This window comes from Thalassospira sp. B30-1, from assembly GCF_015767575.1.
Taxonomy (GTDB): domain Bacteria; phylum Pseudomonadota; class Alphaproteobacteria; order Rhodospirillales; family Thalassospiraceae; genus Thalassospira; species Thalassospira xiamenensis.
In genome coordinates, this window is record NZ_CP065232.1 from 2,356,279 (window position 1) to 2,381,785 (window position 25,507).

Here is a 25,507-nt window from a genome sequence, read left to right on the forward strand (position 1 = left end):
ACGAAAAATCCCCGGTCCTGAAAGATCAAAGACCGGGGATAAGCAGTATCAGCGCTGTTTGGTTTCCCATTCAGGATGGACGAAATATGGCGCATTTGATGGTGGCAACGGATCGCGTCCGCGAATGATATCTGCGGCCTTTTCCCCGATCATGATGGTCGGAGCATTCAAATTGCCCGATGCAATGGTCGGCATGATCGAACTGTCCACCACGCGTAGACCTTCGATACCATGCACGCGCGTTTTTTCATCCACCACTGCCATATCGTCGCTGCCCATCTTGCACGAACAGGACGGGTGATAGGCACTTTCGGCGTGATCGGCGACCCATGCATTGATTTCATCATCGGTCTGGATGCCCCTGCCCGGCGAAATTTCAATACCGCGCAGGTCCTTGAAGGCATCCTGTGCGAAAATCTCGCGGGTCAGACGCACGGATGCGCGCATTTCTTCCCAGTCTTCCGGATGGCTCATATAGTTCGGATCAACAATCGGGCGCTTTGCCGGATCGTTTGATGCCAACCGGACCGTGCCGCGCGATTTGGACCGCATTGGACCAACATGCGCCTGGAAGCCATCCTTTTCGGCGGCTTTGGATCCGTTATAGTTAATCGCAGCCGGTATAAAGTGATATTGAAGGTCAGGATGCTGAACACCCGCTTTTGACCGGATAAACCCACCGGCTTCAAAATGGTTGGTCGCACCAAGCCCGGTTTTGAAAAGATACCATTCCAAGCCGATCTTGAATTTGTTCCACGGATCAAGCTTGCTGTTCAGACTGATCGGCTGGGTGCATTCCATCTGAACGTAAAGTTCCAGATGGTCCTGAAGGTTCTCCCCAACACCGGGAATATCTGCCACCACATCAATCCCGTGTTCGCGCAGATGTGCGGCCGGACCAACACCCGACAACATCAAAAGCTTCGGTGAATTGATTGATCCTGCCGAAACAATCACCTCGCGCTCGACCGTCGCGCGTTTGAGTTCACCACGGTGGGTGAAATCAAGTCCGATGGCGCGTTTTCCATCAAAAACAACGCGCTGCGCCAGTGCCTTGCCATGAACTGTCAAATTCGGACGTTTCATTGCCGGATGCAAATAGGCCCGCGCGGTTGACCAGCGGCGGCCCTTGTAAACCGTCATATCCATCGTCCCCAGACCTTCCTGGCGATAGCCATTCTGGTCGGGAGTAAATTCATAACCCGCTTCCTGCCCGGCCTTGATCCACGCCTTGTGCAACGGGTTTTTGCAAGCCCCCGTGGTGACATGCAGCGGGCCATCTCCGCCATGATATTCGTCACCATTGGTGTCTTCATTGCGCGTATCGGCCTTGCGGAAATACGGCAGGCACCGCGCATAATCCCATTCTTTCAGCGCCGCATCCTGTTCCGCCCAGCGATTGTAATCAAGCGCATGACCACGAACATAGGCCATGCCGTTGATCGAACTGGAACCACCGAAAACACGCCCGCGCGGTGTTTCCATACGGCGATTGTTAAGGTTCGCCTGCGGCGTCGTCCAATAGGCCCAGTTATAGGTTTCCGACTGCATCGGATAGGAAAGTGCGGTTGGCATATGGATGCGCCAATCCCACCAATGATCAACCGGTCCGGCTTCAACCACCAGAACCCTGACTTCCGGGTCCTCGGTCAGGCGACTGGCCAGAACGGCACCGGCAGAACCGGAACCGACAATAACGTAATCGTATTTTTCCGTGGTAGTCGGCGTATTCATGCTTTTTCCTTATCTTCAACAGGTTGCAGGCAGCCATTCACAGTCAGGAACCATGATCAATAAGGCGCCTCGACGTCACCGGTTTCGACATAGACGGATTTAATCCGGGTATAATGCTCAATCGCGGCGCGGCCATTTTCACGACCCACCCCGGATTTCTTGACCCCGCCAAACGGCATTTCAATCGGCGTGATATTGTAGGTATTGATCCAGCAGGTCCCCGCCTCAAGACGGGCAACAACCCGATGCCCGCGCGAGAGATCGCGGGTAAACACGCCGGCGGCTAATCCATATTGGGTATCATTGGCGCGTTTAATGACCTCATCCTCATCCTTGAAGGTCAGGACCGACATCACCGGCCCAAAGATTTCCTCGTGCACGATGGTCATGTCATCGGTACAGTTGGTAAAAATGGTCGGGGCAACGAACAGCCCACCTTTAGGCATATTTTCACTAACTGCATGACCGCCCAGAACGCATTTCGCGCCCTCGCCCTTGCCAGCTTCAATATAGGACATGATCTTGTCGAACTGGGCCTTGGTCACGATCGGGCCGACTTGGGTTTCCGGTTTTTCCGGATCACCAAGAACAAGGTTTTTGCTCCGCACAATCAGCTTTTCAATGAACGCCTCGGCAACGCTTTCATGGACGAAAACGCGCGTACCGTTCGAACAAATCTGCCCCGATGAATAAAAATTCGCCATCTGCGCGCCCGATACCGCGTTATCCAGATCGGCATCTTCAAACACGATCATCGGCGATTTGCCGCCAAGCTCCATGGTAACGGCCTTCATGCCGCCCGCTGCAACCGCGGCAACCTTGGCACCGGTTTCGGCAGAGCCGGTCAATGAGATTTTATCAACATCGGGATGTTCAGTCAGCGCCGCACCACAGGTACGCGCGCCTTGGACGACGTTGTAAACACCATCCGGAAGGCCTGCTTGCTGCAATGCCTCGGCCACCGCAATCGCCGAAAGCGGGGTGACTTCGGAGGGTTTGTAAACAACCGCGTTTCCGCACGCCAATGCCGGTGCGGCTTTCCAGCAGGCAATCTGGATCGGATAGTTCCATGCACCAATGGCACCGCAAACGCCAACCGCCTCGCGCCGGGTATAGGCAAAATTGCCGCCAAGATCGATATGCTCGCCCGATAGGCTTCCGGCCACACCGGCAAAATATTCAAGACATTCGACACCGGAAATCACATCCACGATTTCAGTTTCCTGAATGGCACGGCCCGTATCACGGGTTTCTACCAGCGCCAATTCATCGTTGCGGTCCCGCAGGATTTGGGCCGCCTTGAACAAAACGCGCGCCCGTTCAGCCGCGGGCGTGTTTTTCCAGATTTCAAAACCGGCACGTGCGGCCTTCACTGCGGCATCAACATCGGCAGCGGTGCTTTCCTTACCCTTGGCAAGGACCTTATTGGTCGCGGGGTTCAGCGTGACCATTTCCGCTCCCGAACCGGCAACTTTTTTGCCGTTGATAAAGTTCTGGATCTGATAAAGGCTCATGTCGAAACTCCTGCAGGCCACACCGGAAACGGGCAGCCCTTTTTTTAAGTGTATGTCTCTTGACTAGCGCGCGGGCGAACTCGCCAGATGCAGGTGCATGGTATCAAGCACCATTTTCCGCGCCGCCGCGACATTGGCGCGCCCCGGTGTCAAACCGGACCGCACCCAGATGCCGTCGATCATGGCAGCAGTGACCGCCGCAATTTCTTCGGCCCGCTGATCGGTTGTCAGCCGGCGCAACTCATGGCGTAAATTCGATGCCAGTCGCTTGAAATAAACCGCATTCAATCGGCGCAGCGGATCGGAAAACGGCACCTGCGACCAGAATGACAACCACGCACCAATCACCTGCGGCGTGAATTGTTCTTCGTTGAAGTTGGTATCAACAATCGCTTCAAGACGTTCGTGGGGTGTTTTCGCCTTGGCAACGCGGCCCAGAAAATCGCTACGCAATTCCTGCATCAGGAAACGCATCGTTGCTTCCAGAAGCGCATTCTTACCGCCGAAATAGTGCGAAATAATTCCTGACGACATCCCCGCCGCCCCGGCAATCCGACTGATCGTGGTATCGGCAAAACCAAAGCGGTGAATGGTCTCGATCGTGGCATCGATCAGTTGCCTGCGGCGTACAGGCTGCATTCCAACCTTGGGCATTACTAATCCAATTCTAAGCGATCCGAAGGACTTAGGCCTGTTTGATGACGCAAATGCGACTTTTTCGCCCTTCGCAATTGACCTCGGGGGAATATGCTGTATTTTAATTGAACAATCAATCAATAAAAAACGCCGTCTTTTGTGGCGCGACGTTAACAGGGAAAGTGCCTTGGTTGCGCGGCTTTATGGCTGTTTTTATGATTATTCCGGTCTATGTGACCGGGTTCAGGGGACCCGATCACATGGTTTTGGACGGGTGTTGGCGGTGCCAGATGCGCATCGTTTAACATGCGTCTGGCCTCCGGAACCGAAAGTCTGATGGCGGCGATATTGCCACCATCAGTAACCGCTAGGTCCACACAAGGGAGAACCATAAACATGACCACACGTTCCACCATTGGCCGTCTTCTTGGCACCACTGTCATTGCCACCACCCTTCTGGGGGCGGCCGGTGCACAGGCGGCTGATAGCGATGCTTGCAAAACCGTAACATTTTCTGATGTTGGCTGGACCGACATCACCGCGACCACGGCAACCGCATCGGTTATTCTCGAAGCACTTGGCTATGACGCTGAAACCGAACTTCTTTCCGTTCCTGTCACCTATACCAGCCTTGCCAACGGGGACGTGGACGTCTTCCTCGGTAACTGGATGCCGACAATGGCAGCAGACATTGCGCCTTACCTGGAAAAGAAAACCGTCGTCAGCACCGGTGCCAACCTTGAAGGCGCTAAATATACGCTGGCCGTTTCGAAAAATGCTTATGATGCGGGCCTCAAGGATTTCGCCGACATCGCCAAATTCAAGGATCAGCTTGATGGTGAAATTTACGGGATCGAGCCGGGCAATGATGGCAACCGCCTGATCCAGGACATGATCGACAATGACCAGTTCGGCCTCAAGGACTTTGAACTTGTTGAATCTTCCGAACAGGGCATGCTGGCCGAAGTCAAACGCAAATCGGCACGTGACAAATTCATCGTTTTCCTTGGCTGGGAACCGCACCCGATGAATGCCAAATATGACATGGCCTATCTTGATGGTGGCGATGACGTATTTGGTCCTAATTTCGGTGGTGCCACGGTTCATACCAATCTGCGTGCCGGTTACACCGATGAATGCCCGAATGCCGGTAAATTCGTCACCAACCTGAAATTCAGCCTCGATATGGAAAACCAGATCATGGATGCCATTCTGAACGAAGGCACCGATCCGGAAGATGCCGCAACCGCATGGCTTAAAGCCAATCCGGATGCCGCGATGGCCTGGCTTGACGGTGTCACCACCTTTGACGGTGGCGATGCCAAGGCAGCGCTTAAAGATGAACTCGGTCTCTAGGGTCCAGCTTCAAATACATAATGCCGGTACGTTGCCCCCATCACAGGCAGCGTATCGGCACATTTTCTTTGTTCAAATAATGGAAAAATCCAATGGAATGGCTCACGGAAACTAAAATTCCGCTGGGACGGTGGATTGCATCCCTTATGGATGCGCTTAACGAGCATGCCGACTTCGTGTTTTACACCATCTCGGACGTTCTTGAATTCATTATCGAAAACACGGTCGATCTGCTGGTCTGGTTACCGCCGTTTCTGATTATCGCGCTATTTGGCGTGCTGGCTGCATGGCTGCACAGATCATGGAAACTGACGGCCTTCACGGTTCTTTCCCTGCTTCTGATCGTCAATCTTGGCTATTGGGAAGCCACCATGGAAACGCTCGCACTTGTGATCTATGCGACGCTGTTATGTATGGTGATCGGGGTACCGCTTGGCGTAGCATCGGCACATCGCCCATGGCTTTATCAGGCATTGCGTCCGGTTCTTGACCTGATGCAGACGATACCGACCTTTGTCTATCTGATCCCGACCCTGATCCTGTTTGGTCTTGGTGTGGTTCCGGGACTGATTTCGACCGTGATCTTTGCCATTGCCGCCCCGATCCGCCTGACGCATCTTGGCATCGCCAGCACGCCAAAGGCACTGATTGAAGCTGGTAGAAGCTTTGGCTGCACGCCGCGGCAATTGCTTTTCAAGGTCGAACTGCCATCTGCCATGCCATCGATCATGGCGGGCCTTACCCAATGCATCATGCTGTCGCTGTCCATGGTGGTGATTGCCGCTCTTGTCGGGGCAGATGGACTTGGCAAACCGGTTGTTCGCGCCCTTAACACGGTCAATATCGCCCAAGGCTTCGAGGCCGGCCTTGCAATTGTGATCCTGGCCATTGTGCTGGACCGCATCTGCCGCCGCGACAAATCAGAAAATACGGGGCAGTAATCATGAGCAATGCTGTTGAATTTGATAATATCGACGTCATTTTCGGGGATAAGCAGGCTGAATCACTTGCCCTCCTCGACGCCGGTAAAAACCGTGACGAAATAGCCAAGGAAACCGGCAATATCCTTGGTGTTGCCAATGTCAGCTTTGATGTCCCGCAGGGTGAAATCTGCGTTCTGATGGGGCTTTCGGGCTCGGGTAAATCCTCGTTGCTGCGCTGTGTAAACGGGCTTAACCGCGTTTCACGCGGATCGCTTCGGGTACATGACGGAGACTGGATGGTCGATGTCACCAGTTGTGATGCCAATACGCTACGCGATCTGCGTCGTAAATGCGTTGCCATGGTCTTTCAGCAATTCGGCCTGTTCCCTTGGCGCACCGTCGAAGACAATGTCGGATTTGGTCTTGAGCTTGATGGCATGGGTCTGAAGGAACGCCGTGAAATCGTCCGGGAAAAGCTGGCCCTTGTCGGGCTGGATCAGTGGGCGGGAAAATATGCCCATGAACTTTCAGGCGGCATGCAGCAGCGTGTCGGCCTTGCCCGTGCCTTTGCCACCGATGCACCGATCCTTTTGATGGATGAACCGTTTTCGGCCCTTGATCCGCTGATCCGTAACCGCCTGCAGGACGAGCTTCTTGATCTTCAGGAAAAGCTTAATAAAACCATCCTGTTTGTCAGTCATGATCTGGACGAAGCCATGAAGCTTGGCAATTCAATTGCCATCATGGAAGGTGGCTATGTCGTACAGCATGGCACGCCCGAAGACATCGCCCTGCGTCCCGCCAATGAATATGTCGCCGATTTTGTTGCCCATATGAACCCGGTCAATATCCTGCGCGGTCGCGCCATCATGCACCGCATTGACCGCGATCAGCGCAACACGACCGGCGAACTTTCCGTCGAAGACGAAGATATCCGCATCACGCTTCAGGACGGCATCATTCGTGCCGCCAATAGCGGCGAACATGGCGAGTTGAAGCTGATCCAGTATGACGGCAACCTGCCGGACGATCTGGACGGGACCGACAATTCGGTCATCTTCGTTGCCGATGATACCGTACTTCTCAAAGACCTGATCGAAATGCGCAGCATCACCCAGAATCCGGTGCTTCTGACCCGCGAGGGACGCATTTCCGGCACATTGGGCCGCAAGGAATTCTTTGAAAGCCTGACGCAGACAGCAACCGTCGCAGACTGATCATCAAAAAAGGCGCCCCGCAAACCGGGCGCCTTTTAAATACCATTTCAATTTCGTCTTTTATCCACCGGTTACCGGCGGAAACAGCGCGATTTCGCTGGCACCACGAACATCACGTTCGCCTTGCGCATATTCCTGATCAACCGCAACCCGGATGATCGCCGGATCAGCCAGCGCATCAGCGAAATTCGCCCCCCTGCCCGGCATCCATGCCAGAAGGTCGGCAACGGTTTTCACATTTTCCGGCAGTTCAACCTCTTCCTCGGCCATGCCGATACGGTCTTTGACCCAGGAAAAATAAACCAGCTTCATCTTCTATCCCGTTTGCTTGAAATCCGTGTTTGGCCACATGCTTGCGCAAACACCCGCAATCCGCAAGCCCCGATCACATCCTGTTTACGGATAAACAAAATAACCACCCGGCGCATTGCCAAGCCGCCCGGTCAGATTATCGATGAAAAACCGCTCCGCCCGGCCAAGCGACATGCGCGGATTGGTCACCAGATAGATATCAATTGCCGGCGGCGCATCATAGGGTGGCAGGCGCCATAACTGCCCGCGTTCCATCGCGTTTTGCACCACATGGATCGGCAACGGACCAATACCAAGCCCGGCATTGATCAGGCGGCGTACTTCTTCCAGATGCGGGCTGGTGGCGATCACCTTGCCTTTCATGCCTTCGCGCGCGCGCAATACCGCAACCGGGGCCAGCGCATCGGAAAGCTGATCGGTGGAAAACGACACGAATGCCTCGCTGCGCAAATCGGCAAGTGTCAGGTTTTCCCGGCCAAACAAATGATGTGTCGGCCCGCAAAAGAACCCGAAATGCTCGCGATACAGTTTGCGATATTCCAGCCGGGGATGCTGCTCATTCACCAGACAAATGCCGAAACTTGCCTGCTGGGACAGGACCTGACTTGTGACATGGGCGGATGTCGCGACGTTGATTTCATAGGTGACTTCGGGATGTTCGCGATTGAATTCAAACAACGCATCGTCAAGCGGCGGAAACACCACATGACTTGCCAGCCACAAATGCAAATGCCCGCTAAGCTGATTGCCACTGTCCGACATCACATCGGAAAGTCGGCCAATCGCCCCGCAAATCTCGCGGCATTCGTGATAAAGCGCCAATCCCTGTTCGGTGACCTCAAACCGGCCGCGTTCCCGGTCAATCAGGCGCGCGCCGATCTGATCTTCAAGCCGTTTAAGCGCATTGCTGACACTGGGCTGGCGCAAAAGCAGCCGGTTGGCCGCCCCTGTGATCGACCTTTCTTCGACAATCACCGTAAAGGTATGCAACAGGTTCCAGTCGAATTGCCGTTTTAAAAGGTCGCTCATTTCCCCACCCATAGCGATTGGCTATGTAATCCATTCTACTTATCTATTTGCGCTATGCGCAAGTCTGGGGTGAAATGAGCAGACATATTCATTCACGGCCAGATAACCGCGCATGGCAAGCAATTGCCATAGCACAATAACGGGAGGCAAAAATGGCCGCAGATGTAGCCGGGGCACGCAGAACGCCCTGGGTCCTGCTATCGCCGTCACTGGCGACGATATCGCTGTTATTGATCATCCCGATGATGTTCATCGTGGTTTATTCATTCTGGCTGCGCACCGCGACCGGTGCTGATCAGGTCGGATTTTATCTTGATAACTGGGTCGAAGTCCTTGGCGACAGGTTTTACCGCGACATCCTGTTTCAGACCTTTGCCATTGCCTTTTACACCACGGTGATCTGTGCGCTGGTCGGCTATATCCCGGCCTATTTCGTTGCCAACACCCCGATGAAATCGAAGACTTTCCTGCTGTTGATGCTGATGCTGCCCTTCTGGATCAGCTACATCATCCGCACCATGTCGTGGATCAACATCCTTGGCACGTCGGGCGCGCTCAACACATTGATGATCTCGCTTGGCATCATCGATGAACCGATCCAGATGCTCTATAACCAGACGACAGTTATTCTGGGCCTTGTGCACTATCTGCTGCCCTTCATGATCCTGAATGTCTATGTCAGCCTGGATGGTATCGACAAGAACCTGACTGAAGCAGCCAAAAGCCTTGGCTGCACCGGCTGGCAGGCCTTCCGCGAAGTCACCCTGCCGCTGTCCTTCCCCGGTCTCGCCGCCGGATCGCTGTTATGTTTTGTTCTGGCCGCAGGCACCTATATCACCCCGATCGTTCTGGGCGGGCCACGCGACGCGATGTTTGCCAATCTCGTGTTCGAGGCCATCGTCACACAGCTTAACTGGCCTCTGGGCTCCGCCCTTTCGCTTGTTCTGCTGGCCCTGCTGGGTGCGCTGGTTGTCATTTACACCCGTTATCTTGGCGTCGATCAGATCGCCAAAAGCTTCAAATAGGGGAATGTAATGATGTCCGGCTGGTCCCTGATCCGTATCGCCACAATCCTTGTTTATCTGTTTCTGTTCGCGCCGGTCGCGGTCGTCATCCTGTTGGCATTCAACGCCAACCAGTTCGGCAGTTTCCCGATCGAGGGCTTTTCAACACGCTGGTTCGAAGCATTGTGGAACAACGATGCCATTATCCGTGCATTCAAAACATCTCTGTTGCTGGGCGCGCTGACCAGTGCAATTTCAACGACGTTTGGCACGCTCGCGGCACTTGCCATGGTCAGGTACGATTTTCCGGGGAAGCGTTCAATATCAACGCTTCTGGTTGCTCCAATCCTGATCCCCGAGGTCGTCCTGGCTGTGGCTCTTTTGCTGTTTTTGCAATTCCTCTCCATGCCCAAAAGCTTTGGCCTGCTTCTGATGGGGCATGTCGTTTTCACCCTGCCCTTTGTGGTTCTGGTGGTTCAGGCGCGCCTTGTATCGATCCGGCGCGACGTCGAAGAAGCCGCCATGAGCCTTGGCGCAACTCCGATCCAGACTTTCTTTGAAATCACCCTGCCGCTGATGATGCCGGCTGTCATGGCCGGGATGCTGTTTTCATTCACCATTTCGTTTGACGACATTACCGGCACCCTGTTCTGGAAACCAGGCGGGGTTGAAACCGTCCCAACCCAGATTTTTGCCATGCTGCGCAATTCCATCAGCCCGGAAATCAATGCACTGGGCGCTGTGATGGTGATCTTCACCATCGCGCTGCCATTGATTGCCACCGCCATTGCACGCATCGCATCAGCGCGAAAAATACGGGCACAAAAAGCCGCTGCCTAACAAACAACAGATACCGCGGGAAACCGCCAAAACCAACAACAAGACCATAAAAAAGAAGACCATAAGACCGACAAGAAAACGGATAAAAACCTTTATCAGGAGGCCTTAAATGGACGAGACGAAACGCTATGAACGCCTGCTAACCCGCCTCAAAGACGGTGATATCAACCGTCGCACTTTTCTAACCGTTCTGGGGGCTGCGGGTGTCACCGCCGGGATCACCGGTGGCCCGATGGGCATGCTGACCCGCAACGCCATTGCCGCAACACCAGAACAGGTCCGCTTTGACGGCTGGGGCGGTGTGGTATCCGAGGCATTTGAAAAATACGCATTTGCCCCCTATACCGAAAAAACCGGGATCAAGGTCGTATCGGGCACCTTTGGCGGTGCGGACGAATATATCGCCCGCGTCAAGGCGGGCCAGCCGGGCGAGTTTAACCTTGCCCACCTGTCGGGTGTGTTTGACTATGCCCGATATCATGGTCTGGAACTGACGTCCGAGCTGAACGAAGCCAATATTCCGAACCTCAAAAACGTCATTCCCGGCCTGATCGAACCGCTGCGCAAAATCACCGGCGGTACCATTTCGGCGGTTCCCTATGATTACGGCACCACCGGCATTGCCTATAACCGCAAATATATCAGCGACGATGAAGCCAAGGCCAAAGGTGCCAAGCTGATGGTCGATGAAGCTTACAAAGGCAAGATCGGCGGCTGGGGCGAATGGAAAACCCGCGTCTGGTACGGTGCCCTGCAATCCGATCAGGACCCGAATGCGATCAAGGATATCGACGCCGTCTGGGACATGATCCGTGCCCATCGCGATCTGGCCCTGAAATACTGGAGCTCAGGGGCCGAACTGATGAGCCTTCTGGCCGAAGAAGAAATCTATGTCACCGAAGGCTGGTCCGGGCGCATCAAGGCATTGCAGGATCAGGGCCACGATATCGGCTATCACGACCCGAAAGGCGGTCTTGGCTGGCAGGAATGCCTGTTCGTTCTGCGCGGAAGCCCGATGGCAGCCTGTGAAGAACTTCTGAACTTCATGCTCGAACCCGAAGTCGCGATTGCGGTTGCCGAAGGCCAAAGTTACCCGCCTGCTCTTGATCCGCAGAAAGTCGAACTCGGCAAAGTCATCCCAACCCTGCCCGCGTTTGATCCATCCGGCACGCTCAAGGAACTCAGCTTCTTTGATCCGGCCTATTGGAACGAAAACGAAGCCGACTGGTCGAAAACCTTCTCGCGGGTTCAGCGCGGCTACTAAGCCGGACTGATCGCATAAACCGGAACCCCGGTCGTTGTTTTTAAATAATGGCCGGGGCACCACCGCCTTTTTCTGACAGGGTTATTTGTGATGGCTGACATCGAAAATGCGGTCGAACTGCAAAATGTCGTCAAGCGTTACGGCGAATTTACCGCCGTGCAACGCATGGATCTGACCGTGCCTGACAACAGCTTCGTGACCTTTCTGGGTCCATCGGGCTGCGGCAAGACCACGACACTTCGCATGATTGCCGGGCTGACCGACATTACCGAAGGCGATTTGCTGATCCGTGGCAAACGGGTCAATGCCCTGCCGATCCACAAACGCAATCTGGGACTGGTGTTTCAGAACTACGCCCTGTTTCCGCACAAATCGATTTACGACAATATCGCCTTTGGCCTGAAATATCGCAAGGTGTCCAAATCTGACATCCGGGAAAAGGTCAATCGTGCCCTTGATCTGGTGCAACTGCCCCATGTTGCCGACCGGTATCCCAACCAGCTTTCCGGCGGGCAGCAGCAGCGCATTGCCCTTGCGCGCGCCATCGTGATCGAACCCGATGTGCTGTTACTTGATGAACCGCTATCTGCCCTTGATGCCAATCTGCGTGAAGAAATGCGGGTCGAACTGAAACGTATTCAGCGCGAACTGGGTATTGCCACCGTTTTCGTCACCCACGATCAATCCGAAGCCCTTGCCATGTCCGATAAATTGGTGGTGATGAATAACGGTGTCGTCGAACAGGAAGGCGCGCCTGAAGACGTCTATAACAATCCCGCATCGGCCTTTGTTGCCGATTTCCTTGGTCATTCCAATATCATTCCTGCTGCCCTTGTTGGCGCACCGGATGCGGCCTTTACCAAGGTTGCCCTGCAAAGTGGTGAAACATTGCTGACCACATCCGAACAAACCGCCAAAACCAATGGTTCAAAAGACGTCCGCGCCGTTATCCGCGCTGAAAAAATCAGCCTGTCAGATCAGAACGGTGCGACGGACGGTGTGATCGCCATCCCCGGCAGGATCAAAACGGTGGATTATCTGGGGCAGCAGGCCCGCTATTTCGTCACGGCCAATGGTCGTGACTGGCAGGTGATCAACCCGATTGATGCCCGCCCCCATCACGAAGGTGCCGATGTGTTCATGCACATTGCCGCCCGAAATTGTGTGTTGTTGCCCGGTCATCACGACTGACCGGATCTGGAGTGCCACCCGAAGTGACGCATGATACCCCCAACAAAACCGGCCATAACCGGGAATCCCGCCTGTTTTATCAAAGCCGTTCGCGTCGGCCGCTGATCGACCATGCCAAGGGCGTCTATATGTGGGATGTCGATGGCAAACGCTATATCGACGCCTCCAGCGGTGCGATGGTCAGCAATATCGGCCATAGCGACCCGCGCGTGATTGCCGCGATGAATGCGCAGCTTGAAAAGGCCAGCTTCGCCTATCGCCTGCATTTTGAAAATGATGCGGCCGAAAATCTGGCATTCCGCCTTGCCGAACGCGCACCGGGCGATCTTGAACGGGTATTTTTTGTCTCTGGCGGGTCAGAAGCCGTCGAAAGCTGCATCAAGCTTGCCCGTCAATATGCCCTGGCAAAGGGGCAAGCCCAGCGGACCAAGATCATTTCGCGTTTCCCCAGCTATCATGGATCGACCCTTGGTGCGCTTGCCATCACCGGCTATACGCCGATGCATGCGCCCTTTGCCCCGATGATGGTGGACCAACCCAAAATTCCGGCCCCGACCTGCTATCTGGATCGCGATGATCTGAGTGATCATGAACGCGGCCTGAAATACGCCAACATGCTTGAGGCAGAAATACTCAAACAGGGCCCTGAAACCGTTCTTGGTTTCATCATGGAACCGGTTGGCGGGGCTGCGACCGGCGCACTGGTTGCGCCTGACAGCTACTATGCCCGCATTCGCGAGATCTGCGATCAATACGGCATTCTTCTGATCTATGACGAGGTCATGACAGGTGCCGGACGCACCGGAAAATATTTTGCCGCCGAACATTGGGGCATCACGCCTGATATTCTGGCCGTATCAAAGGGACTGGCGGCGGGTTATGCCCCGCTGGGGGCGATGATTGCGCCTGATCGTATTGTCGGCCCGGTTCTTGATCATGGTGGCTTTATCCATGGTTACACCTATGCCGGCAATCCGATGGCCTGTGCAGCGGGCAATGCGGTCCTTGATGTGATTGATGAAGACAACCTTCTGGAAAATGCGACCCAAAGCGGGGCGGCATTAAAGGCCGAACTTGGCAAACTTGCCGATAAATTTCCGATCATCGGCGATGTGCGCGGACTTGGGTTGCTTCTTGCGGTCGAACTGGTCAAAGACCGCGAAACCATGGAACCGATTGATCCTAAACATCTTGCGGCTGCCCGCCTTGTTGATATTGCCTATGACAAGGGCCTGATCATTTACTGGCGTCGCACCCGCGGCGGTTATCGCGGCGATCACGTGATGGTCTGCCCGCCCATGACGATCACACACGATCAGTTTGACGACATCCTCATTCCGTTGCGCGCCGCCCTTGGCGAGCTTCAGGACGAACTCACCCTTGCCGGAGCCTTCGCATGAGCCGGAAAGTCATCATCACCTGCGCCATCACCGGATCGGTTCACACCCCTTCCATGAGCCCGCACCTGCCAATCACCCCCGACCAGATTGCCGATCAGGCGATTGCGGCGGCAAATGCCGGGGCTGCCATCCTGCATCTGCATGCACGCGATCCCGAAACCGGCTTTCCAAGCCCGGAACCCGCAATTTTCAACCAATTCCTGCCGCGCATCAAATCGGCCACCGATGCGGTGATCAATATTTCGACCGGCGGCGGCATGACCATGACGGTCAAGGACCGTATTCGTGCGGCAAAGCAGGCAGCACCCGAAATGGCGTCATTGAATATGGGGACGATGAATTTCGGCCTGTTCCCCGCCCTTGCCGGGCGCAGCGACTGGCAACATGACTGGGAACCGAAATTTCTCGAAGACAGTCGTGATTTCGTTTTCAAAAATACCTTTGCCGATATCGAAACCATTCTGGCAGATCTCGGCGATGCCAATGGCACAAGGTTTGAATTTGAATGTTATGACGTCGGGCATCTTTATACGCTGGCCCATTTTGTTGATCGCGGCCTGATCAAAGGGCCGATTTTCATTCAGTTCGTTCTGGGTGTTCTGGGTGGTATCGGGGCCGATCCCGACAATCTTGCCCATTTGAAACGAACCGCCGACAAACTTTTTGGCGATCAGTACCAGTTTTCGGTTCTGGGTGCCGGGCGACATCAGATGCCGCTTGCCACCATGTCGGCCACCATGGGCGGTCATGTCCGGGTCGGTCTTGAAGATAATCTGTATTTGCGCAAGGGCGAACTCGCCCCGGACAACGCATCGCAAGTTCGCAAAATCCGCGACGTTCTGGACGGGTTATCGCTTGAAATCGCAACACCGGACGAAGCCCGCGCCATGCTGGGTCTGAAAGGTGCCAATCAGGTCGCCTTTTAGGAAACAACAAACTGCCACCAACACCACGACGCAAAGCCAACGAAAGGCGGCGCCCATGATGCATGCCTATTTCTCAGCCGATCAGCTTCGCCATCACGGCCAGACATTCATGGTCGCGGGCGAAGCACGGCCAATCCCCGAAGTCCCCGAACGGGCGGAAATACTGACCACTGCCGTCAAACGGCTTGGCCTTGATTTGCGCACCCCCGATGATTTCGGCATGGGTCCGATTGCCGCCATTCATGCGCCGGAATATCTGAAATTCCTGCAAACCATCCATGCCGAATGGAAGGCTGTTGGTGGGTCTGATCTGGTGGTGCCCGGTATTCATCCGTTTGACCGGCTTGGCCCCTATCCAAGATCACCGGCGGGCAAGGCCGGTTTTCATATGGGCGATACATCCTGCCCGATATCGGCAACCACATGGCAATCGGCCTATGCCAGTGCGCAAACCGCCATTGCCGCCACGCGCCAGGTCCGCGATGGCAATGCCAGATCGGCCTATGCCCTTTGCCGTCCCCCCGGCCACCATGCCAGCCGCGATATCGCCGGTGGTTTCTGTTACCTGAACAACAGCGCGATTGCCGCACAGGAACTGCGTGCCAAATACGACCGCGTTGCGATCCTTGATGTCGATCTGCATCATGGCAACGGCACACAGCATATTTTCTATGCCCGTGATGATGTCATGACGCTGTCTATCCATGCCGATCCACGCGATTTCTATCCGTTTTTCTGGGGCCATGCCGAAGAACGCGGCCGTGATGCCGGGCTTGGTTTCAACCACAATTATCCCCTGCCCCTTGGCAGCGGCGATGACGCATTTCTGGCCGCCCTTGATCGTGCGCTTGCCATGATCGATCATTTCAGCGCCGATGCGGTTGTCATCGCACTGGGTCTGGATGCATCATCGGATGATCCGTTTGGCGGACTGGCTGTCACACCCGGCGGATTTGCCAAAATCGGCGAAAAAATTGGCGGCATCAATCTGCCAACCGTGCTAGTGCAGGAAGGTGGTTATGTCAGTAACACACTGGCTGAAAACCTTTTTCAGTTTATCAGCGCCTTTCACGCCACCACCGCAGGGAGCCCCGAATGAAAACATCCGATATCCTGATCATTGGCGGCGGTATTGCCGGCATGTCAGCAGCCTATTTTCTCGCCAAACGTGGAAAATCCGTCACGGTTCTCGAACGCGAAGATCAGCCCGGCTATCACAGCACCGGCCGGTCCGCCGCACTCTATAGCGAAACCTATGGCCCGAAAATCATCCGCAAGATGTCGACCGCCAGCCGGGACTTTTTCCTGAACCCGCCCGTAGGTTTCACCGAAAATCCGATCCTGACTCCGCGTGGTGTGATCCTGACCGCCGCCCACGGCAATGAAGGCGCGATTGACGAACTGCTTACCGAAGGCCGCGCGAATGGCGCGAATGTTGTCGCCCTGACAGCCGATGATATCAAAAAACTGATCCCGATCCTTAATACCGATCTGATCGCGTGTGGCGCCCTTGAAACCGATGCGATGGATATTGATGTTCATGCGCTGCATTGGGGCTTTATCCGCCATTTCAAAAAGCTTGGCGGTGATCTGGTGGTCAAGGCCGATGTCACCGCAATTGCAAAAACCGCAACCGGTTGGCAGGTCACGGCAGGCGGCGAAACCTATGAGGCGCAAATCCTCGTTAACGCATCCGGTGCATGGGCCGATGAAATCGCAAAACTGGCGGGCGTTACCCCGCTGGGCATTACCCCCAAACGCCGCACGGCGGTGATGGTTGATCTGCCATCTGATGTCAATGCGCATGGCTGGCACATGGTATCTGATGTCGGCGAAGGCCTGTATTTCAAGGAAGATGCTGGTCGCCTGCTGGTGTCGCCGTCCGATGCGACGCCGACGGTTCCCCATGATGTCCAGCCCGAAGAACTCGATATCGCCATCACGATTGACCGCCTGATGACGGCAACCACGCTTAAGGTCAATCGCCCCGGCGAAGCTTGGGCTGGCCTGCGCAGCTTCTTTGCCGATGGCGATCCGGTATCGGCATTCGACCCGGTTGCGGATGGCTTTTACTGGCTTGCCGGTCAGGGCGGCTATGGCATTCAAACCGCCCCAGCCATGGGCGAATATGCCGCCAGCCTGATTTGCGGCGATGGCGTGCCGGACCGGATGGTGAAACTTGGCGTGACCGAAGATGCCCTTGCCGCCACCCGTCCCGGCCTTGGCCAAACCGCTTAAGGATTGAACGGAAATCGTGCCATGACCCATTTTGATCGCAATGAACTGCGCAGTGCCGTTGCCAATCGCCGGGATCGTGCGATTGACGACCTTTGCGCTTTGGTTCGCCATGACAGCCTTCTGGGCAATGAAACATCGGCCCAGAACTGGGTCGCGGATCGTTTCGCCGATATGGGGCTTTCGGTCGAACGGGTTGCGATCAATATTGACGCATTGCGTGATTTACCGGGCTTTTCCCCACCGGTTACGACGGAATATAACGGACGGGAAAATATCGTCGGTATTCATCAACCGGCCAAACAAACCGGACGCAGCCTGATTTTAAACGGGCATATTGATGTCGTGCCGACCGGGCCAGTGGCGCAATGGCGACGCGGACCGTTTGATCCCTATGTCGAACGCGACTGGCTTTATGGCCGCGGGGCTGGCGATATGAAGGCCGGCATCATTGCCTATTGTAACGCCCTTGCCGCCCTTCACGATCTGGGGCTTGAGCCCGCCGCCCCGGTGATCCTGCAATCGGTTGTCGAAGAAGAATGCACCGGCAATGGTGCCTTAGCCTGCCTGCATGCCGGATATCGTGCCGATTGTGCGATCATTCCCGAACCGTTCAATCAGACGCTGATGACCGCCCAGCTTGGCGTGATGTGGTTCCAGCTTCATGTCACCGGAAGTCCGGCGCATGTTCTTGATACCTCAGCCGGAAGTAACGCCATCGAGGCCGCCTTTGGCTTTTTCGAAACCCTGAAAGAAGTCGAAGACATCTGGAACCACCCCACCCACCGTCATGCGGCCTATGGTGCGCATATCCATCCGGTGAACTTCAATCTGGGCAAGATCGAAGGCGGTGAATGGGCATCAACCGTGCCGCCGGTTTGTTCGGCCGATATCCGTGTCGGGTTCTATCCCGGCATGGAATTGGCCAAGGTGCGTGAAACCATCGAAGAAGTTGCACAAAGTGCGATGGAAAATCACCCGGCCTGCAAGGGGGCAGAATTCGACATCACCTATCGCGGTTTTCAGGCCGAGGGATGCGTCATGGACGAAACCCATCCGATGATGACCATGATCGGCGACATTCACCACGAGGTCACCGGCAATACGATCAAAAACTATGCTTCCACTGCAACAACGGATGCGCGGTTCTTCCAGATTTACGGCAATATCCCGGCGACCTGTTATGGCCCGAAAGCCGAACGAATTCATGGCATTGACGAACGGGTCTCGATTTCCAGCATGATGGAAGTCACCGAGGTCCTTGCCCTGTTCATTGCCGACTGGTGCGGCGTTACCAAACGTGATAATCACGCCGCATAATCATACCAAAACCCAATCATATCTTGATATCAGGAGACTTTGATGACCGTTCAGCGTTTTCACACCGGCCCCCGTATGAGCCAGGCCGTTGTTCATGGCAACACCATCTATCTTGCTGGCCAGGTTGGCGAACCGGGCAGCGACGTCACCAACCAGACCAAGGAATGCCTTGCCAAGGTTGATGCGCTTCTGGCCGAATGCGGCGCGTCAAAGGAAAACATCCTGTCGACCACCATCTGGCTTGCCGATATGGCCGACTTCGCCAAAATGAACGAAATCTGGGATGCATGGGTCCCGCAGGGTCACACCCCGGCACGTGCATGCGGCGAAGCCAAACTTGCCACCCCGGACTATCTGGTTGAATTCATCGTGGTTGCGGCAAAACCGTAATCCGGTCACTTCCGACTCGAAGGCAAAACGCCCGGCTGATTTCGCCGGGCGTTTTTATTTTGGCCATTTGCACGGGAATATGAATTCTACCGATCCCGCTCGTCCCGTGTCACGATCAATGACTTGGCTTCCAATGTCCGATGTACCGGGCATTTATTGGCAATCGCTATCAGCTTTTCCCGGACTTCCTCGGTAAAATCACCATGCAGGGTAATGATCCGTTCGAACCGGTCGATCTTGCCGCCCTTTTGTTCGAACTCTGCCCCGCATTCCATACAATCGCTTGCATGGATTTTATCATGTCGGACTTCGACCCGAATGCCATCGACCGGTATCTGTTTCTGATCGGCATACATACGCATCGTCATCACCGTGCATGACCCAAGGGCGGCCGCCAGAAAATCATAAGGTGACGGTCCGCTGTCAAACCCGCCAACATCTTCGGGCTCATCGGCCAACATACGATGATGCCCGGCCAGAACCATCGCCTGAAACTTGCCAAGTCCGGTTTCACGCACCACGACGGCACCGTCTGGCACTTCGTCATTTACCGGGTCTTCGTCGGTAATATAACGCCTGGCCCAGGCGCTGATCACCTCGGCGGCATAGGTCGCATCATCGGGATCGCGTAACAAATGATCCGCACTATCAAGCGACACAAAACTTTTCGGATGCTTGGCGGCATCAAAAATCCGTGCGGCATTTTCAATACCCACCGTCTGATCCATCGGCGCATGCAGCACCAGCAACGCCTTGTGCAATCTGCCGACCGATTTTTCAATATTGTGGGCACGCAGATCGTCAATGAAATGCTTCTTGATCACAAATGGCCGCCCGCTTAACGAAACTTCGGCCTGCCCGTCCCGTTCGATATCTTCAAGGTAATCGGCGAAATTATGGGTCACATGCTCGACATCGGCGGGCGCACCAATCGTTGCAACTGCGGTTGCTTCGGGCACGCTATCGGCCACGGCCAAAACCGCCGCCCCGCCCAACGAATGCCCGATCAGCAAACGGGGGGCGGCAAATTCATGCCGCAGGAAATCGGCCGCACGTTTCAGGTCATCCAGATTGGATGTGAAATTGGTCGATGCAAAATCACCGCCCGATCCGCCAAGCCCGGTAAAATCGAACCGCAAAACGCCAATCCCCTGCATGGTCAGCGACTGCGCGATCTTGCGCGCCGCCGTCAGGTCCTTACTGCACGTAAAACAATGCGCAAACAGCGCATAGGCCCGAACCGGCCCCGTTGGCAAATCCAACCGTGCCGAAAGCTGTGCCCCCAGTGCACCTTCAAAGCTAAGCTTAATCGGCCTTACAGCCATATCGGACCTCCGCCGCCGGTATTTGGCGAATTCATTGTTCATTTACGCGCATTCTAGGCTAGCATGCTGTCTTCGCCACCACGAAACCAAGGGTAATACAGTATGACAATACTGGAAACCAAAAGAACGCTTGTGCGTCACGGAACCCACAACGACGCCCCCTTTATCATGCAACTGCTGAACGAACCGGGCTGGATACGGTTTGTCGGGGATCGCAACATCCATGATCTTGATGCCGCCCGAAAATTTATTGATGACCGGCTTCTCAGCAGCTATCTGAAACACGGTTTCGGGCTTTACATCGTGGACGAAAAAGCAACCGAATGCAGTATCGGGCTTTGCGGATTTGTCAAACGCGACACGCTTGATGCACCCGATATCGGTTATGCCATTACCGAAAGCCATCATGGCATGGGTTATGCGTTTGAAGTCAGTACCGCCCTGATCGACTATGGCCACGATACGCTGGGCTTTGATCGGATATTTGGCTATACGCTGCCGGAAAATACCGTATCGCTTAAACTTCTCGCCAAACTGGGCCTGACCTATGAACGCGATCAGGACGTGAACAACAGCGGTGAAATCTGCAAGCTGTTTGTAAAGGTCGCCTGAACGCAAAAACCCGCATCACTGGATGCGGGTTTGCTCATTTCGGAGCATTGAAAATCGTTATTCCTTGCGGCGAATACCGATCTTGCGCCCGACACCCGTTGGCACCGGCAAATCGCGATGCGCCTCACGGATCAGATCAAGCGTCTTTTGAATGTCATCGGGAAATGCCGCCGAACGGCGCGTTTCCATATCGATATGCATCGTGATGATTTCATTGGTCGCCGACAGCCACCCTTCGGTCCCGTGACGCAATTCGTGATACATGTGAATGCGTTTGTGATCGCAATCCAGAATTTGCGTATGGATCACGAACGGGTCGTTAAGGTGAATTTCCCGGTCATAGGTGATGTGCATTTCAAGCGCAAAGGTCGAAAACCCGCGCCGTTCGGGATAAGTCCGCCCCATCCCGACCCCGTCCAGAAACGCCACAGATCCCAGATCAAAACCAACCACGTAATACCCGACATTCACATGCCCGTTAAAATCGATCCAGTCCTGCGGCACCGTCCCGCGATAGCTTTCCAGCATCTCCGGGGCAAAAAGGTCGGTACTGATCATTTACCGGCCTTTCCCACCGCATCGACAACCGCGACTGCCGCAACAAAATCTTCCAGCGAATGACCAACCGATTTGAAAACCGTACATTCCGTATCTGTCTCGCGTCCCTTGACCTCACCACGCGTCAGGCCGAACAGATCGCCGAGAATATCGGATTTTGAAATCGATCCGGCATTTAGCGGCTGCACCACATCACCGCCCTCGGCCGCGGCCCCTTCAAAACTATCAACATAAATCCGGCATTTCTGCATCAGGGCATCATCGGTTTCGCGCATGGTCGGCTTGAACGCCCCGACCAGATCAACATGCGTCCCCTCGCGAAGCCATTCGCCCCGCACCAGCGGCTCGGTCGAAAGTGTCGCGCATGAAATCAGATCGGCGGTCTTGCAGGCCATTTCCAGATCATCCGTGCCCACCGCTTCAAAACCAAGGGTGGCGGTTTCGGCGGCTAATGCGCGGGCCTTGTCGCCATTGCGGTTCCAGATCGTGACCTTTTTGATCGGACGCACCGACGCATGTGCATTGATCAGATTGGGTGCCATCGCCCCGGAACCGACCATGACCATTTCGCGCGTATCTTGGCGCGCAAGGTAGTCCGCCGCCAATGCCGATGCCGCCGCCGTCCGGCGTGTGGTCAGCTTGGTGCCATCAATCACGGCCGATGGTTGCCCGGTCACCGCATCCAAAAGGATATAAGTCCCAGAAACAGCCGGCAGGTTACGCGCTGAATTCCCCGGCACAACGGCCGCAACCTTGACCCCGGCCGCGCCATCCTTTTGCCAGGCAGGCATGATCAGGAAAGTCGCGTCATCCTCATTGCTGCGTTCCATGTTGAAATGGCTGCGTAGCGGCGCTTCGCAGCCATCGGCAAATCCTTGACGGAGCGCTTCAACCAGATCGCGGGGCGAGACGAATTTATCGATTTCTTGGGCGGATACGAAACGCATGGGCCTTCCTGTAAATTTATTTTCGATTTCAGCGTGGTAGCGTTGATATCTTATACCACGTCAAAGGACATGCGTCACAGGATCGCACACTGTTTTTCACTTTGTTTCAGGTGAAAAATCTTCCCGAAATGGGTGAAATTAACGCTGCAAAAAACGTTTGAAATGGCCAAACAGTGAACCGGTGCCAAGATAAAGTTCTTCAAGCACCGTGAAATGGTTCGCCCCCCATGCCTTATAAACCGGAACATGCAGTCCTTCCCGACTGCAATAGGCGGCATAAGCATCGCTTTGGCGGACAAATTCCGGGCTTTCGTTACTGCCGACCACGACCATCATTTTGATGTCGTGTGGGACGGCATCAAGCATCGGTGAATTATCCGCTGCCGTCGCGGCATTAAGTTGCAGGTCGTTGTTGATACTGGTGAACCGGATCGGTTCCAGATCAAAAACCCCGGAAACCGGAACAACCGCACAAAACGGATAGGCATCATTAAGGGTATCTTCCCAATGATGAACCGCGAGCCGCGCGACAATCTGCCCGCCTGCCGAATGACCGGAAATGCTGATACGATCCCGATCCCCGTTAAAGTCGCCGATATTCTGGTAAATGAAGGTCATGCAACGGATCGCCTGACGGGTGATTTCCGCCACCGTCACATCCGGGCACAGATCATAATTCGCACAAATGACAGTAAAGCCCGCGGCGTTGAGGTCGCGGGCAACAAACGCATAGTCCTTTTTGTCCTGGCTTCGCCAATACCCACCATGGAAAAACACATGCACCGGTGCGTCCGGCTCGGCTGCCGGATAAACATCCATGGTTTCCTGGGGCCCGCCCCCATAACGGATATCGGTCATGTGGTGGACACTTGCCCGTGTATCGTCGGACAGACGCACAAACCGGTCAAAACAGGTCATATATTCCGGCACGGTTTCGCGCGGATTATACTGCCATTCAAGCTCGGCAAGGGTAAAACCACCCCAACTCATCTGAACCTCGTTTGCGTTGCCCGGACCGGAATTATTATCGGCAGATCAAACCTGTCCGATAATCTTTCTTTATTTTTCAGGTTTTTGCAAACGCTACGCACAAATCCATCACGCAATGCGATACAAATGCGGTCGTGATTGCAAGACCTGAAAGGCAATGGCAGAATATCGAAAATCAATTTTAAAATCAGCCGGATAGACCATGAGCAACCGCAATATCCAAAGCCCGTTCCCCGCCGATGATGCGGATCGTAATCAGATTTGGGAAATGCTGGTGCCACGCGACATCGCGGCCTTTGTCGCGGCCGACTGGTCCATGGTGCAAGATGACTTCAAGGCAGACGGTTTTTACGCGATTGATGCCTGTAAATCCGACGATCCGGATGACTGGAAAATGATGTTTCCCGATCTGGCAGCCTATCGTGACGAATGGCTGCGTCAGGCGATTGTCGCACAGGAAATCGATTATGCCGAAGACCTGTTTGACGGCGTTTTTCGTGCCACCGACCTTTCGAAAATCGATATCACCGGCAATCGTGCACTGGTGCGCAAACATTTCAACGGCACCATAAAAAAAGCAGACGGATCAACCGACCGTCTGCTTTGGAAAACCCATTATTACTGCGAAAAACAGATCGATGGAAAATGGCTGATTACCGGTTTCACCGGCTATCTGCCCAATCACGACCCGGCATAGATACGCTTGCCTTACAGCACGCAACCACGCGCGGCAACATCAACCGTTTCGATATCGCCATTACGCACCAGATGCACCTGATCCAGCATGTTACTGACAACGCAGACATGATTCGGGATGATTTCGATCCGCTGGCCGATTTCAAACGGTTTTGTCGCCGGATCGAAATGCAAAATGCCGTGTTCCTCGGACAGAGCCTTGACCGCAACATCGGGATGCCCCACGACATAGCCGTATCCGTCAAGGCCCAGCAAATCGGATGTCAGAACCTTTGACCCGGCATCAATGATCGCCCGGCCCGGCGTTGGCAAGGATACGATTTCCGTCAAAACCCGAAGCGCACAATCATCTTCCTTGCAAACCCCACGCGCCATCAGGGATCGGTCATTATAAATATAAGTCCCGATGCGATGTTCGGTCACAGACGGCACTTCATGGGCCAACCACATATCGGGCGTCCCACCGGAACTGCGCACTGGGCATTCAAGGCCAATCGCATCCAGTTCCTTCATGGCCGTGGTGAAAAATGCCTCAACCTTGGCACCACCACCGGTCGCCGGATAGGTCATCAGACCGATAAATTTCACGCCCGGAAGCGATTGAATTTTCTTTGCCAGTTCAACGGCCTCTGCCGGGTTTTGCACCCCGCAACGTCCGCCACCGGTATCGCATTCGATCAGAATTTCAAGCGGCTTGGCACTGTCGGCAAAGGCCCTGGACAATCCTTCGACCACAACCGCATTGTCGGCCACCACGCGCAGGCTTTTGATCCGGTCAAACAAGGCCCGCAGACGGGCCAGTTTGCGTTCGCCCAATACGTTATAGGTCAGAAGAATATCATCCAGCCCTGCATCTGCCATTACCTCGGCCTCGCCGATTTTCTGGCAGGTGATGCCAATCGCCCCGGCCTTCATCTGCTGGGCGGCGAAGGCCGGAATTTTATGGGTTTTGATATGCGGACGCAGCCCGATCCCGTGTTTGTCGCAATAGGCCTGATAGCTTTCGATATTTCGGTCAACGATATCAAGATCAACAACCGCGCACGGCGTATCAAGTTCGGGATATTGGGGCATTCCGGTCATCGGGG

At 54.8% G+C, this 25,507-nt stretch carries 25 protein-coding genes; 15 read left to right on the plus strand and 10 right to left on the minus strand.

What is annotated here, in order from left to right; genetic code table 11:
• Nucleotides 1-48: 48 nt before the first annotated feature.
• The 3 genes from betA to betI all read right to left on the minus strand — a co-directional run bounded on the left by betA (nucleotide 49) and on the right by betI (nucleotide 3,902).
• The gene (betA, locus tag IT971_RS11445) at nucleotides 49-1,734 is read right to left on the minus strand and encodes a choline dehydrogenase (RefSeq protein WP_063091892.1); all 1,686 of its coding nucleotides are present in this window, start codon (nucleotides 1,732-1,734) and stop codon (nucleotides 49-51) included.
• Nucleotides 1,735-1,790: 56 nt separating this feature from the next.
• Nucleotides 1,791-3,248 carry a betaine-aldehyde dehydrogenase gene (gene betB / locus IT971_RS11450; RefSeq protein WP_063091891.1) on the minus strand — a complete coding sequence of 486 codons (1,458 nt, stop codon included), beginning with the start codon at nucleotides 3,246-3,248 and terminating at the stop codon, nucleotides 1,791-1,793.
• Nucleotides 3,249-3,311: 63 nt separating this feature from the next.
• Nucleotides 3,312-3,902 (minus strand): transcriptional regulator BetI, encoded by a 591-nt coding sequence (gene betI, locus IT971_RS22405; protein WP_007089364.1) that lies wholly within the window; start codon nucleotides 3,900-3,902, stop codon nucleotides 3,312-3,314.
• Between the two features lie 378 nt (nucleotides 3,903-4,280).
• Between betI and IT971_RS11455 the strand changes: the two genes are divergently transcribed.
• The 3 genes from IT971_RS11455 (at nucleotide 4,281) to choV (ending at nucleotide 7,380) form a co-directional block, all read left to right on the plus strand.
• A complete protein-coding gene (locus IT971_RS11455; RefSeq protein WP_063091890.1) occupies nucleotides 4,281-5,240 on the plus strand; it encodes a choline ABC transporter substrate-binding protein in 960 nt (319 codons plus the stop codon).
• A 92-nt stretch (nucleotides 5,241-5,332) separates the two neighbouring features.
• The gene (choW, locus tag IT971_RS11460) at nucleotides 5,333-6,181 is read left to right on the plus strand and encodes a choline ABC transporter permease subunit (RefSeq protein ID WP_063091889.1); all 849 of its coding nucleotides are present in this window, start codon (nucleotides 5,333-5,335) and stop codon (nucleotides 6,179-6,181) included.
• Between the two features lie 2 nt (nucleotides 6,182-6,183).
• Entirely contained in the window at nucleotides 6,184-7,380 is a 1,197-nt protein-coding gene (gene choV / locus IT971_RS11465) for a choline ABC transporter ATP-binding protein (RefSeq protein ID WP_063091888.1), read from the plus strand.
• 60 nt (nucleotides 7,381-7,440) lie between these two features.
• Here choV and moaD read toward each other — a convergent pair whose 3' ends face one another.
• Together moaD and IT971_RS11475 are read right to left on the minus strand one after the other, a co-directional pair.
• Nucleotides 7,441-7,692 (minus strand): molybdopterin converting factor subunit 1, encoded by a 252-nt coding sequence (gene moaD / locus IT971_RS11470; RefSeq protein WP_037991388.1) that lies wholly within the window; start codon nucleotides 7,690-7,692, stop codon nucleotides 7,441-7,443.
• An 84-nt stretch (nucleotides 7,693-7,776) separates the two neighbouring features.
• Nucleotides 7,777-8,721, minus strand: coding sequence for a LysR family transcriptional regulator (locus IT971_RS11475; protein WP_223305116.1), 945 nt, complete (start codon nucleotides 8,719-8,721; stop codon nucleotides 7,777-7,779).
• Between the two features lie 152 nt (nucleotides 8,722-8,873).
• Between IT971_RS11475 and IT971_RS11480 the strand changes: the two genes are divergently transcribed.
• The 10 genes from IT971_RS11480 (at nucleotide 8,874) to IT971_RS11525 (ending at nucleotide 19,291) form a co-directional block, all read left to right on the plus strand.
• Complete coding sequence (locus IT971_RS11480) at nucleotides 8,874-9,746, plus strand: ABC transporter permease (RefSeq protein WP_063091886.1); 873 nt, start codon at nucleotides 8,874-8,876, stop codon at nucleotides 9,744-9,746.
• 9 nt (nucleotides 9,747-9,755) lie between these two features.
• Nucleotides 9,756-10,565 carry an ABC transporter permease gene (locus IT971_RS11485; RefSeq protein WP_037991397.1) on the plus strand — a complete coding sequence of 270 codons (810 nt, stop codon included), beginning with the start codon at nucleotides 9,756-9,758 and terminating at the stop codon, nucleotides 10,563-10,565.
• Nucleotides 10,566-10,674: 109 nt separating this feature from the next.
• Entirely contained in the window at nucleotides 10,675-11,829 is a 1,155-nt protein-coding gene (locus IT971_RS11490) for a PotD/PotF family extracellular solute-binding protein (protein ID WP_007089356.1), read from the plus strand.
• A 90-nt stretch (nucleotides 11,830-11,919) separates the two neighbouring features.
• A complete protein-coding gene (locus IT971_RS11495; protein WP_063091885.1) occupies nucleotides 11,920-13,020 on the plus strand; it encodes an ABC transporter ATP-binding protein in 1,101 nt (366 codons plus the stop codon).
• Between the two features lie 23 nt (nucleotides 13,021-13,043).
• Nucleotides 13,044-14,420, plus strand: coding sequence for an aspartate aminotransferase family protein (locus tag IT971_RS11500; RefSeq protein ID WP_063092019.1), 1,377 nt, complete (start codon nucleotides 13,044-13,046; stop codon nucleotides 14,418-14,420).
• Nucleotides 14,417-15,346 (plus strand): 3-keto-5-aminohexanoate cleavage protein, encoded by a 930-nt coding sequence (locus tag IT971_RS11505; RefSeq protein ID WP_063091884.1) that lies wholly within the window; start codon nucleotides 14,417-14,419, stop codon nucleotides 15,344-15,346. Before IT971_RS11500 ends, IT971_RS11505 begins: the two co-directional genes overlap by 4 nt.
• Nucleotides 15,347-15,401: 55 nt before the next feature.
• Nucleotides 15,402-16,445, plus strand: coding sequence for a histone deacetylase family protein (locus tag IT971_RS11510; RefSeq protein WP_110252363.1), 1,044 nt, complete (start codon nucleotides 15,402-15,404; stop codon nucleotides 16,443-16,445).
• Nucleotides 16,442-17,584 (plus strand): FAD-binding oxidoreductase, encoded by a 1,143-nt coding sequence (locus IT971_RS11515; protein WP_063091883.1) that lies wholly within the window; start codon nucleotides 16,442-16,444, stop codon nucleotides 17,582-17,584. Before IT971_RS11510 ends, IT971_RS11515 begins: the two co-directional genes overlap by 4 nt.
• Before the next feature lie 21 nt (nucleotides 17,585-17,605).
• Nucleotides 17,606-18,901 carry an ArgE/DapE family deacylase gene (locus IT971_RS11520; protein ID WP_063091882.1) on the plus strand — a complete coding sequence of 432 codons (1,296 nt, stop codon included), beginning with the start codon at nucleotides 17,606-17,608 and terminating at the stop codon, nucleotides 18,899-18,901.
• Between the two features lie 42 nt (nucleotides 18,902-18,943).
• The gene (locus IT971_RS11525; protein ID WP_037991412.1) at nucleotides 18,944-19,291 is read left to right on the plus strand and encodes a RidA family protein; all 348 of its coding nucleotides are present in this window, start codon (nucleotides 18,944-18,946) and stop codon (nucleotides 19,289-19,291) included.
• Between the two features lie 86 nt (nucleotides 19,292-19,377).
• Here IT971_RS11525 and IT971_RS11530 read toward each other — a convergent pair whose 3' ends face one another.
• Nucleotides 19,378-20,616 carry a bifunctional alpha/beta hydrolase/OsmC family protein gene (locus tag IT971_RS11530; protein ID WP_037991415.1) on the minus strand — a complete coding sequence of 413 codons (1,239 nt, stop codon included), beginning with the start codon at nucleotides 20,614-20,616 and terminating at the stop codon, nucleotides 19,378-19,380.
• A 102-nt stretch (nucleotides 20,617-20,718) separates the two neighbouring features.
• Between IT971_RS11530 and IT971_RS11535 the strand changes: the two genes are divergently transcribed.
• A complete protein-coding gene (locus IT971_RS11535; RefSeq protein ID WP_037991419.1) occupies nucleotides 20,719-21,228 on the plus strand; it encodes a GNAT family N-acetyltransferase in 510 nt (169 codons plus the stop codon).
• Between the two features lie 57 nt (nucleotides 21,229-21,285).
• Here IT971_RS11535 and IT971_RS11540 read toward each other — a convergent pair whose 3' ends face one another.
• The 3 genes from IT971_RS11540 to IT971_RS11550 all read right to left on the minus strand — a co-directional run bounded on the left by IT971_RS11540 (nucleotide 21,286) and on the right by IT971_RS11550 (nucleotide 23,723).
• Entirely contained in the window at nucleotides 21,286-21,786 is a 501-nt protein-coding gene (locus tag IT971_RS11540) for a thioesterase family protein (protein ID WP_051682330.1), read from the minus strand.
• Complete coding sequence (locus tag IT971_RS11545; protein ID WP_063091881.1) at nucleotides 21,783-22,733, minus strand: ornithine cyclodeaminase family protein; 951 nt, start codon at nucleotides 22,731-22,733, stop codon at nucleotides 21,783-21,785. The genes IT971_RS11540 and IT971_RS11545 overlap by 4 nt, the downstream gene beginning before the upstream one ends.
• A gap of 138 nt (nucleotides 22,734-22,871) precedes the next feature.
• Nucleotides 22,872-23,723, minus strand: coding sequence for an alpha/beta hydrolase (locus IT971_RS11550; RefSeq protein WP_037991425.1), 852 nt, complete (start codon nucleotides 23,721-23,723; stop codon nucleotides 22,872-22,874).
• Nucleotides 23,724-23,925: 202 nt separating this feature from the next.
• On the opposite strand from IT971_RS11550, the gene IT971_RS11555 reads away from it, so the two are divergent.
• Nucleotides 23,926-24,420, plus strand: a complete 495-nt coding sequence (locus IT971_RS11555; RefSeq protein WP_063091880.1) for a hypothetical protein — start codon at nucleotides 23,926-23,928, stop codon at nucleotides 24,418-24,420.
• Between the two features lie 11 nt (nucleotides 24,421-24,431).
• Here the strand turns inward: IT971_RS11555 and IT971_RS11560 are convergent, their stop codons facing one another.
• Nucleotides 24,432-25,502: a D-TA family PLP-dependent enzyme gene (locus tag IT971_RS11560; RefSeq protein WP_082822585.1), complete on the minus strand. Its 1,071-nt coding sequence runs from the start codon at nucleotides 25,500-25,502 to the stop codon at nucleotides 24,432-24,434.
• Nucleotides 25,503-25,507: the final 5 nt, after the last annotated feature.

Excerpts from the sequence above, each read along its gene's own strand:
- betA (WP_063091892.1), bottom strand. The coding sequence starts at position 1,734 with ATGAATACGCCGACTACCACGGAAAAATACGATTACGTTATTGTCGGT.
- betB (WP_063091891.1), bottom strand. The coding sequence starts at position 3,248 with ATGAGCCTTTATCAGATCCAGAACTTTATCAACGGCAAAAAAGTTGCC.
- betI (WP_007089364.1), bottom strand. The coding sequence starts at position 3,902 with ATGCCCAAGGTTGGAATGCAGCCTGTACGCCGCAGGCAACTGATCGAT.
- IT971_RS11455 (WP_063091890.1), top strand. The coding sequence starts at position 4,281 with ATGACCACACGTTCCACCATTGGCCGTCTTCTTGGCACCACTGTCATT.
- choW (WP_063091889.1), top strand. The coding sequence starts at position 5,333 with ATGGAATGGCTCACGGAAACTAAAATTCCGCTGGGACGGTGGATTGCA.
- choV (WP_063091888.1), top strand. The coding sequence starts at position 6,184 with ATGAGCAATGCTGTTGAATTTGATAATATCGACGTCATTTTCGGGGAT.
- moaD (WP_037991388.1), bottom strand. The coding sequence starts at position 7,692 with ATGAAGCTGGTTTATTTTTCCTGGGTCAAAGACCGTATCGGCATGGCC.
- IT971_RS11475 (WP_223305116.1), bottom strand. The coding sequence starts at position 8,721 with ATGAGCGACCTTTTAAAACGGCAATTCGACTGGAACCTGTTGCATACC.
- IT971_RS11480 (WP_063091886.1), top strand. The coding sequence starts at position 8,874 with ATGGCCGCAGATGTAGCCGGGGCACGCAGAACGCCCTGGGTCCTGCTA.
- IT971_RS11485 (WP_037991397.1), top strand. The coding sequence starts at position 9,756 with ATGATGTCCGGCTGGTCCCTGATCCGTATCGCCACAATCCTTGTTTAT.
- IT971_RS11490 (WP_007089356.1), top strand. The coding sequence starts at position 10,675 with ATGGACGAGACGAAACGCTATGAACGCCTGCTAACCCGCCTCAAAGAC.
- IT971_RS11495 (WP_063091885.1), top strand. The coding sequence starts at position 11,920 with ATGGCTGACATCGAAAATGCGGTCGAACTGCAAAATGTCGTCAAGCGT.
- IT971_RS11505 (WP_063091884.1), top strand. The coding sequence starts at position 14,417 with ATGAGCCGGAAAGTCATCATCACCTGCGCCATCACCGGATCGGTTCAC.
- IT971_RS11510 (WP_110252363.1), top strand. The coding sequence starts at position 15,402 with ATGATGCATGCCTATTTCTCAGCCGATCAGCTTCGCCATCACGGCCAG.
- IT971_RS11515 (WP_063091883.1), top strand. The coding sequence starts at position 16,442 with ATGAAAACATCCGATATCCTGATCATTGGCGGCGGTATTGCCGGCATG.
- IT971_RS11520 (WP_063091882.1), top strand. The coding sequence starts at position 17,606 with ATGACCCATTTTGATCGCAATGAACTGCGCAGTGCCGTTGCCAATCGC.
- IT971_RS11525 (WP_037991412.1), top strand. The coding sequence starts at position 18,944 with ATGACCGTTCAGCGTTTTCACACCGGCCCCCGTATGAGCCAGGCCGTT.
- IT971_RS11530 (WP_037991415.1), bottom strand. The coding sequence starts at position 20,616 with ATGGCTGTAAGGCCGATTAAGCTTAGCTTTGAAGGTGCACTGGGGGCA.
- IT971_RS11535 (WP_037991419.1), top strand. The coding sequence starts at position 20,719 with ATGACAATACTGGAAACCAAAAGAACGCTTGTGCGTCACGGAACCCAC.
- IT971_RS11540 (WP_051682330.1), bottom strand. The coding sequence starts at position 21,786 with ATGATCAGTACCGACCTTTTTGCCCCGGAGATGCTGGAAAGCTATCGC.
- IT971_RS11545 (WP_063091881.1), bottom strand. The coding sequence starts at position 22,733 with ATGCGTTTCGTATCCGCCCAAGAAATCGATAAATTCGTCTCGCCCCGC.
- IT971_RS11550 (WP_037991425.1), bottom strand. The coding sequence starts at position 23,723 with ATGAGTTGGGGTGGTTTTACCCTTGCCGAGCTTGAATGGCAGTATAAT.
- IT971_RS11555 (WP_063091880.1), top strand. The coding sequence starts at position 23,926 with ATGAGCAACCGCAATATCCAAAGCCCGTTCCCCGCCGATGATGCGGAT.
- IT971_RS11560 (WP_082822585.1), bottom strand. The coding sequence starts at position 25,502 with ATGACCGGAATGCCCCAATATCCCGAACTTGATACGCCGTGCGCGGTT.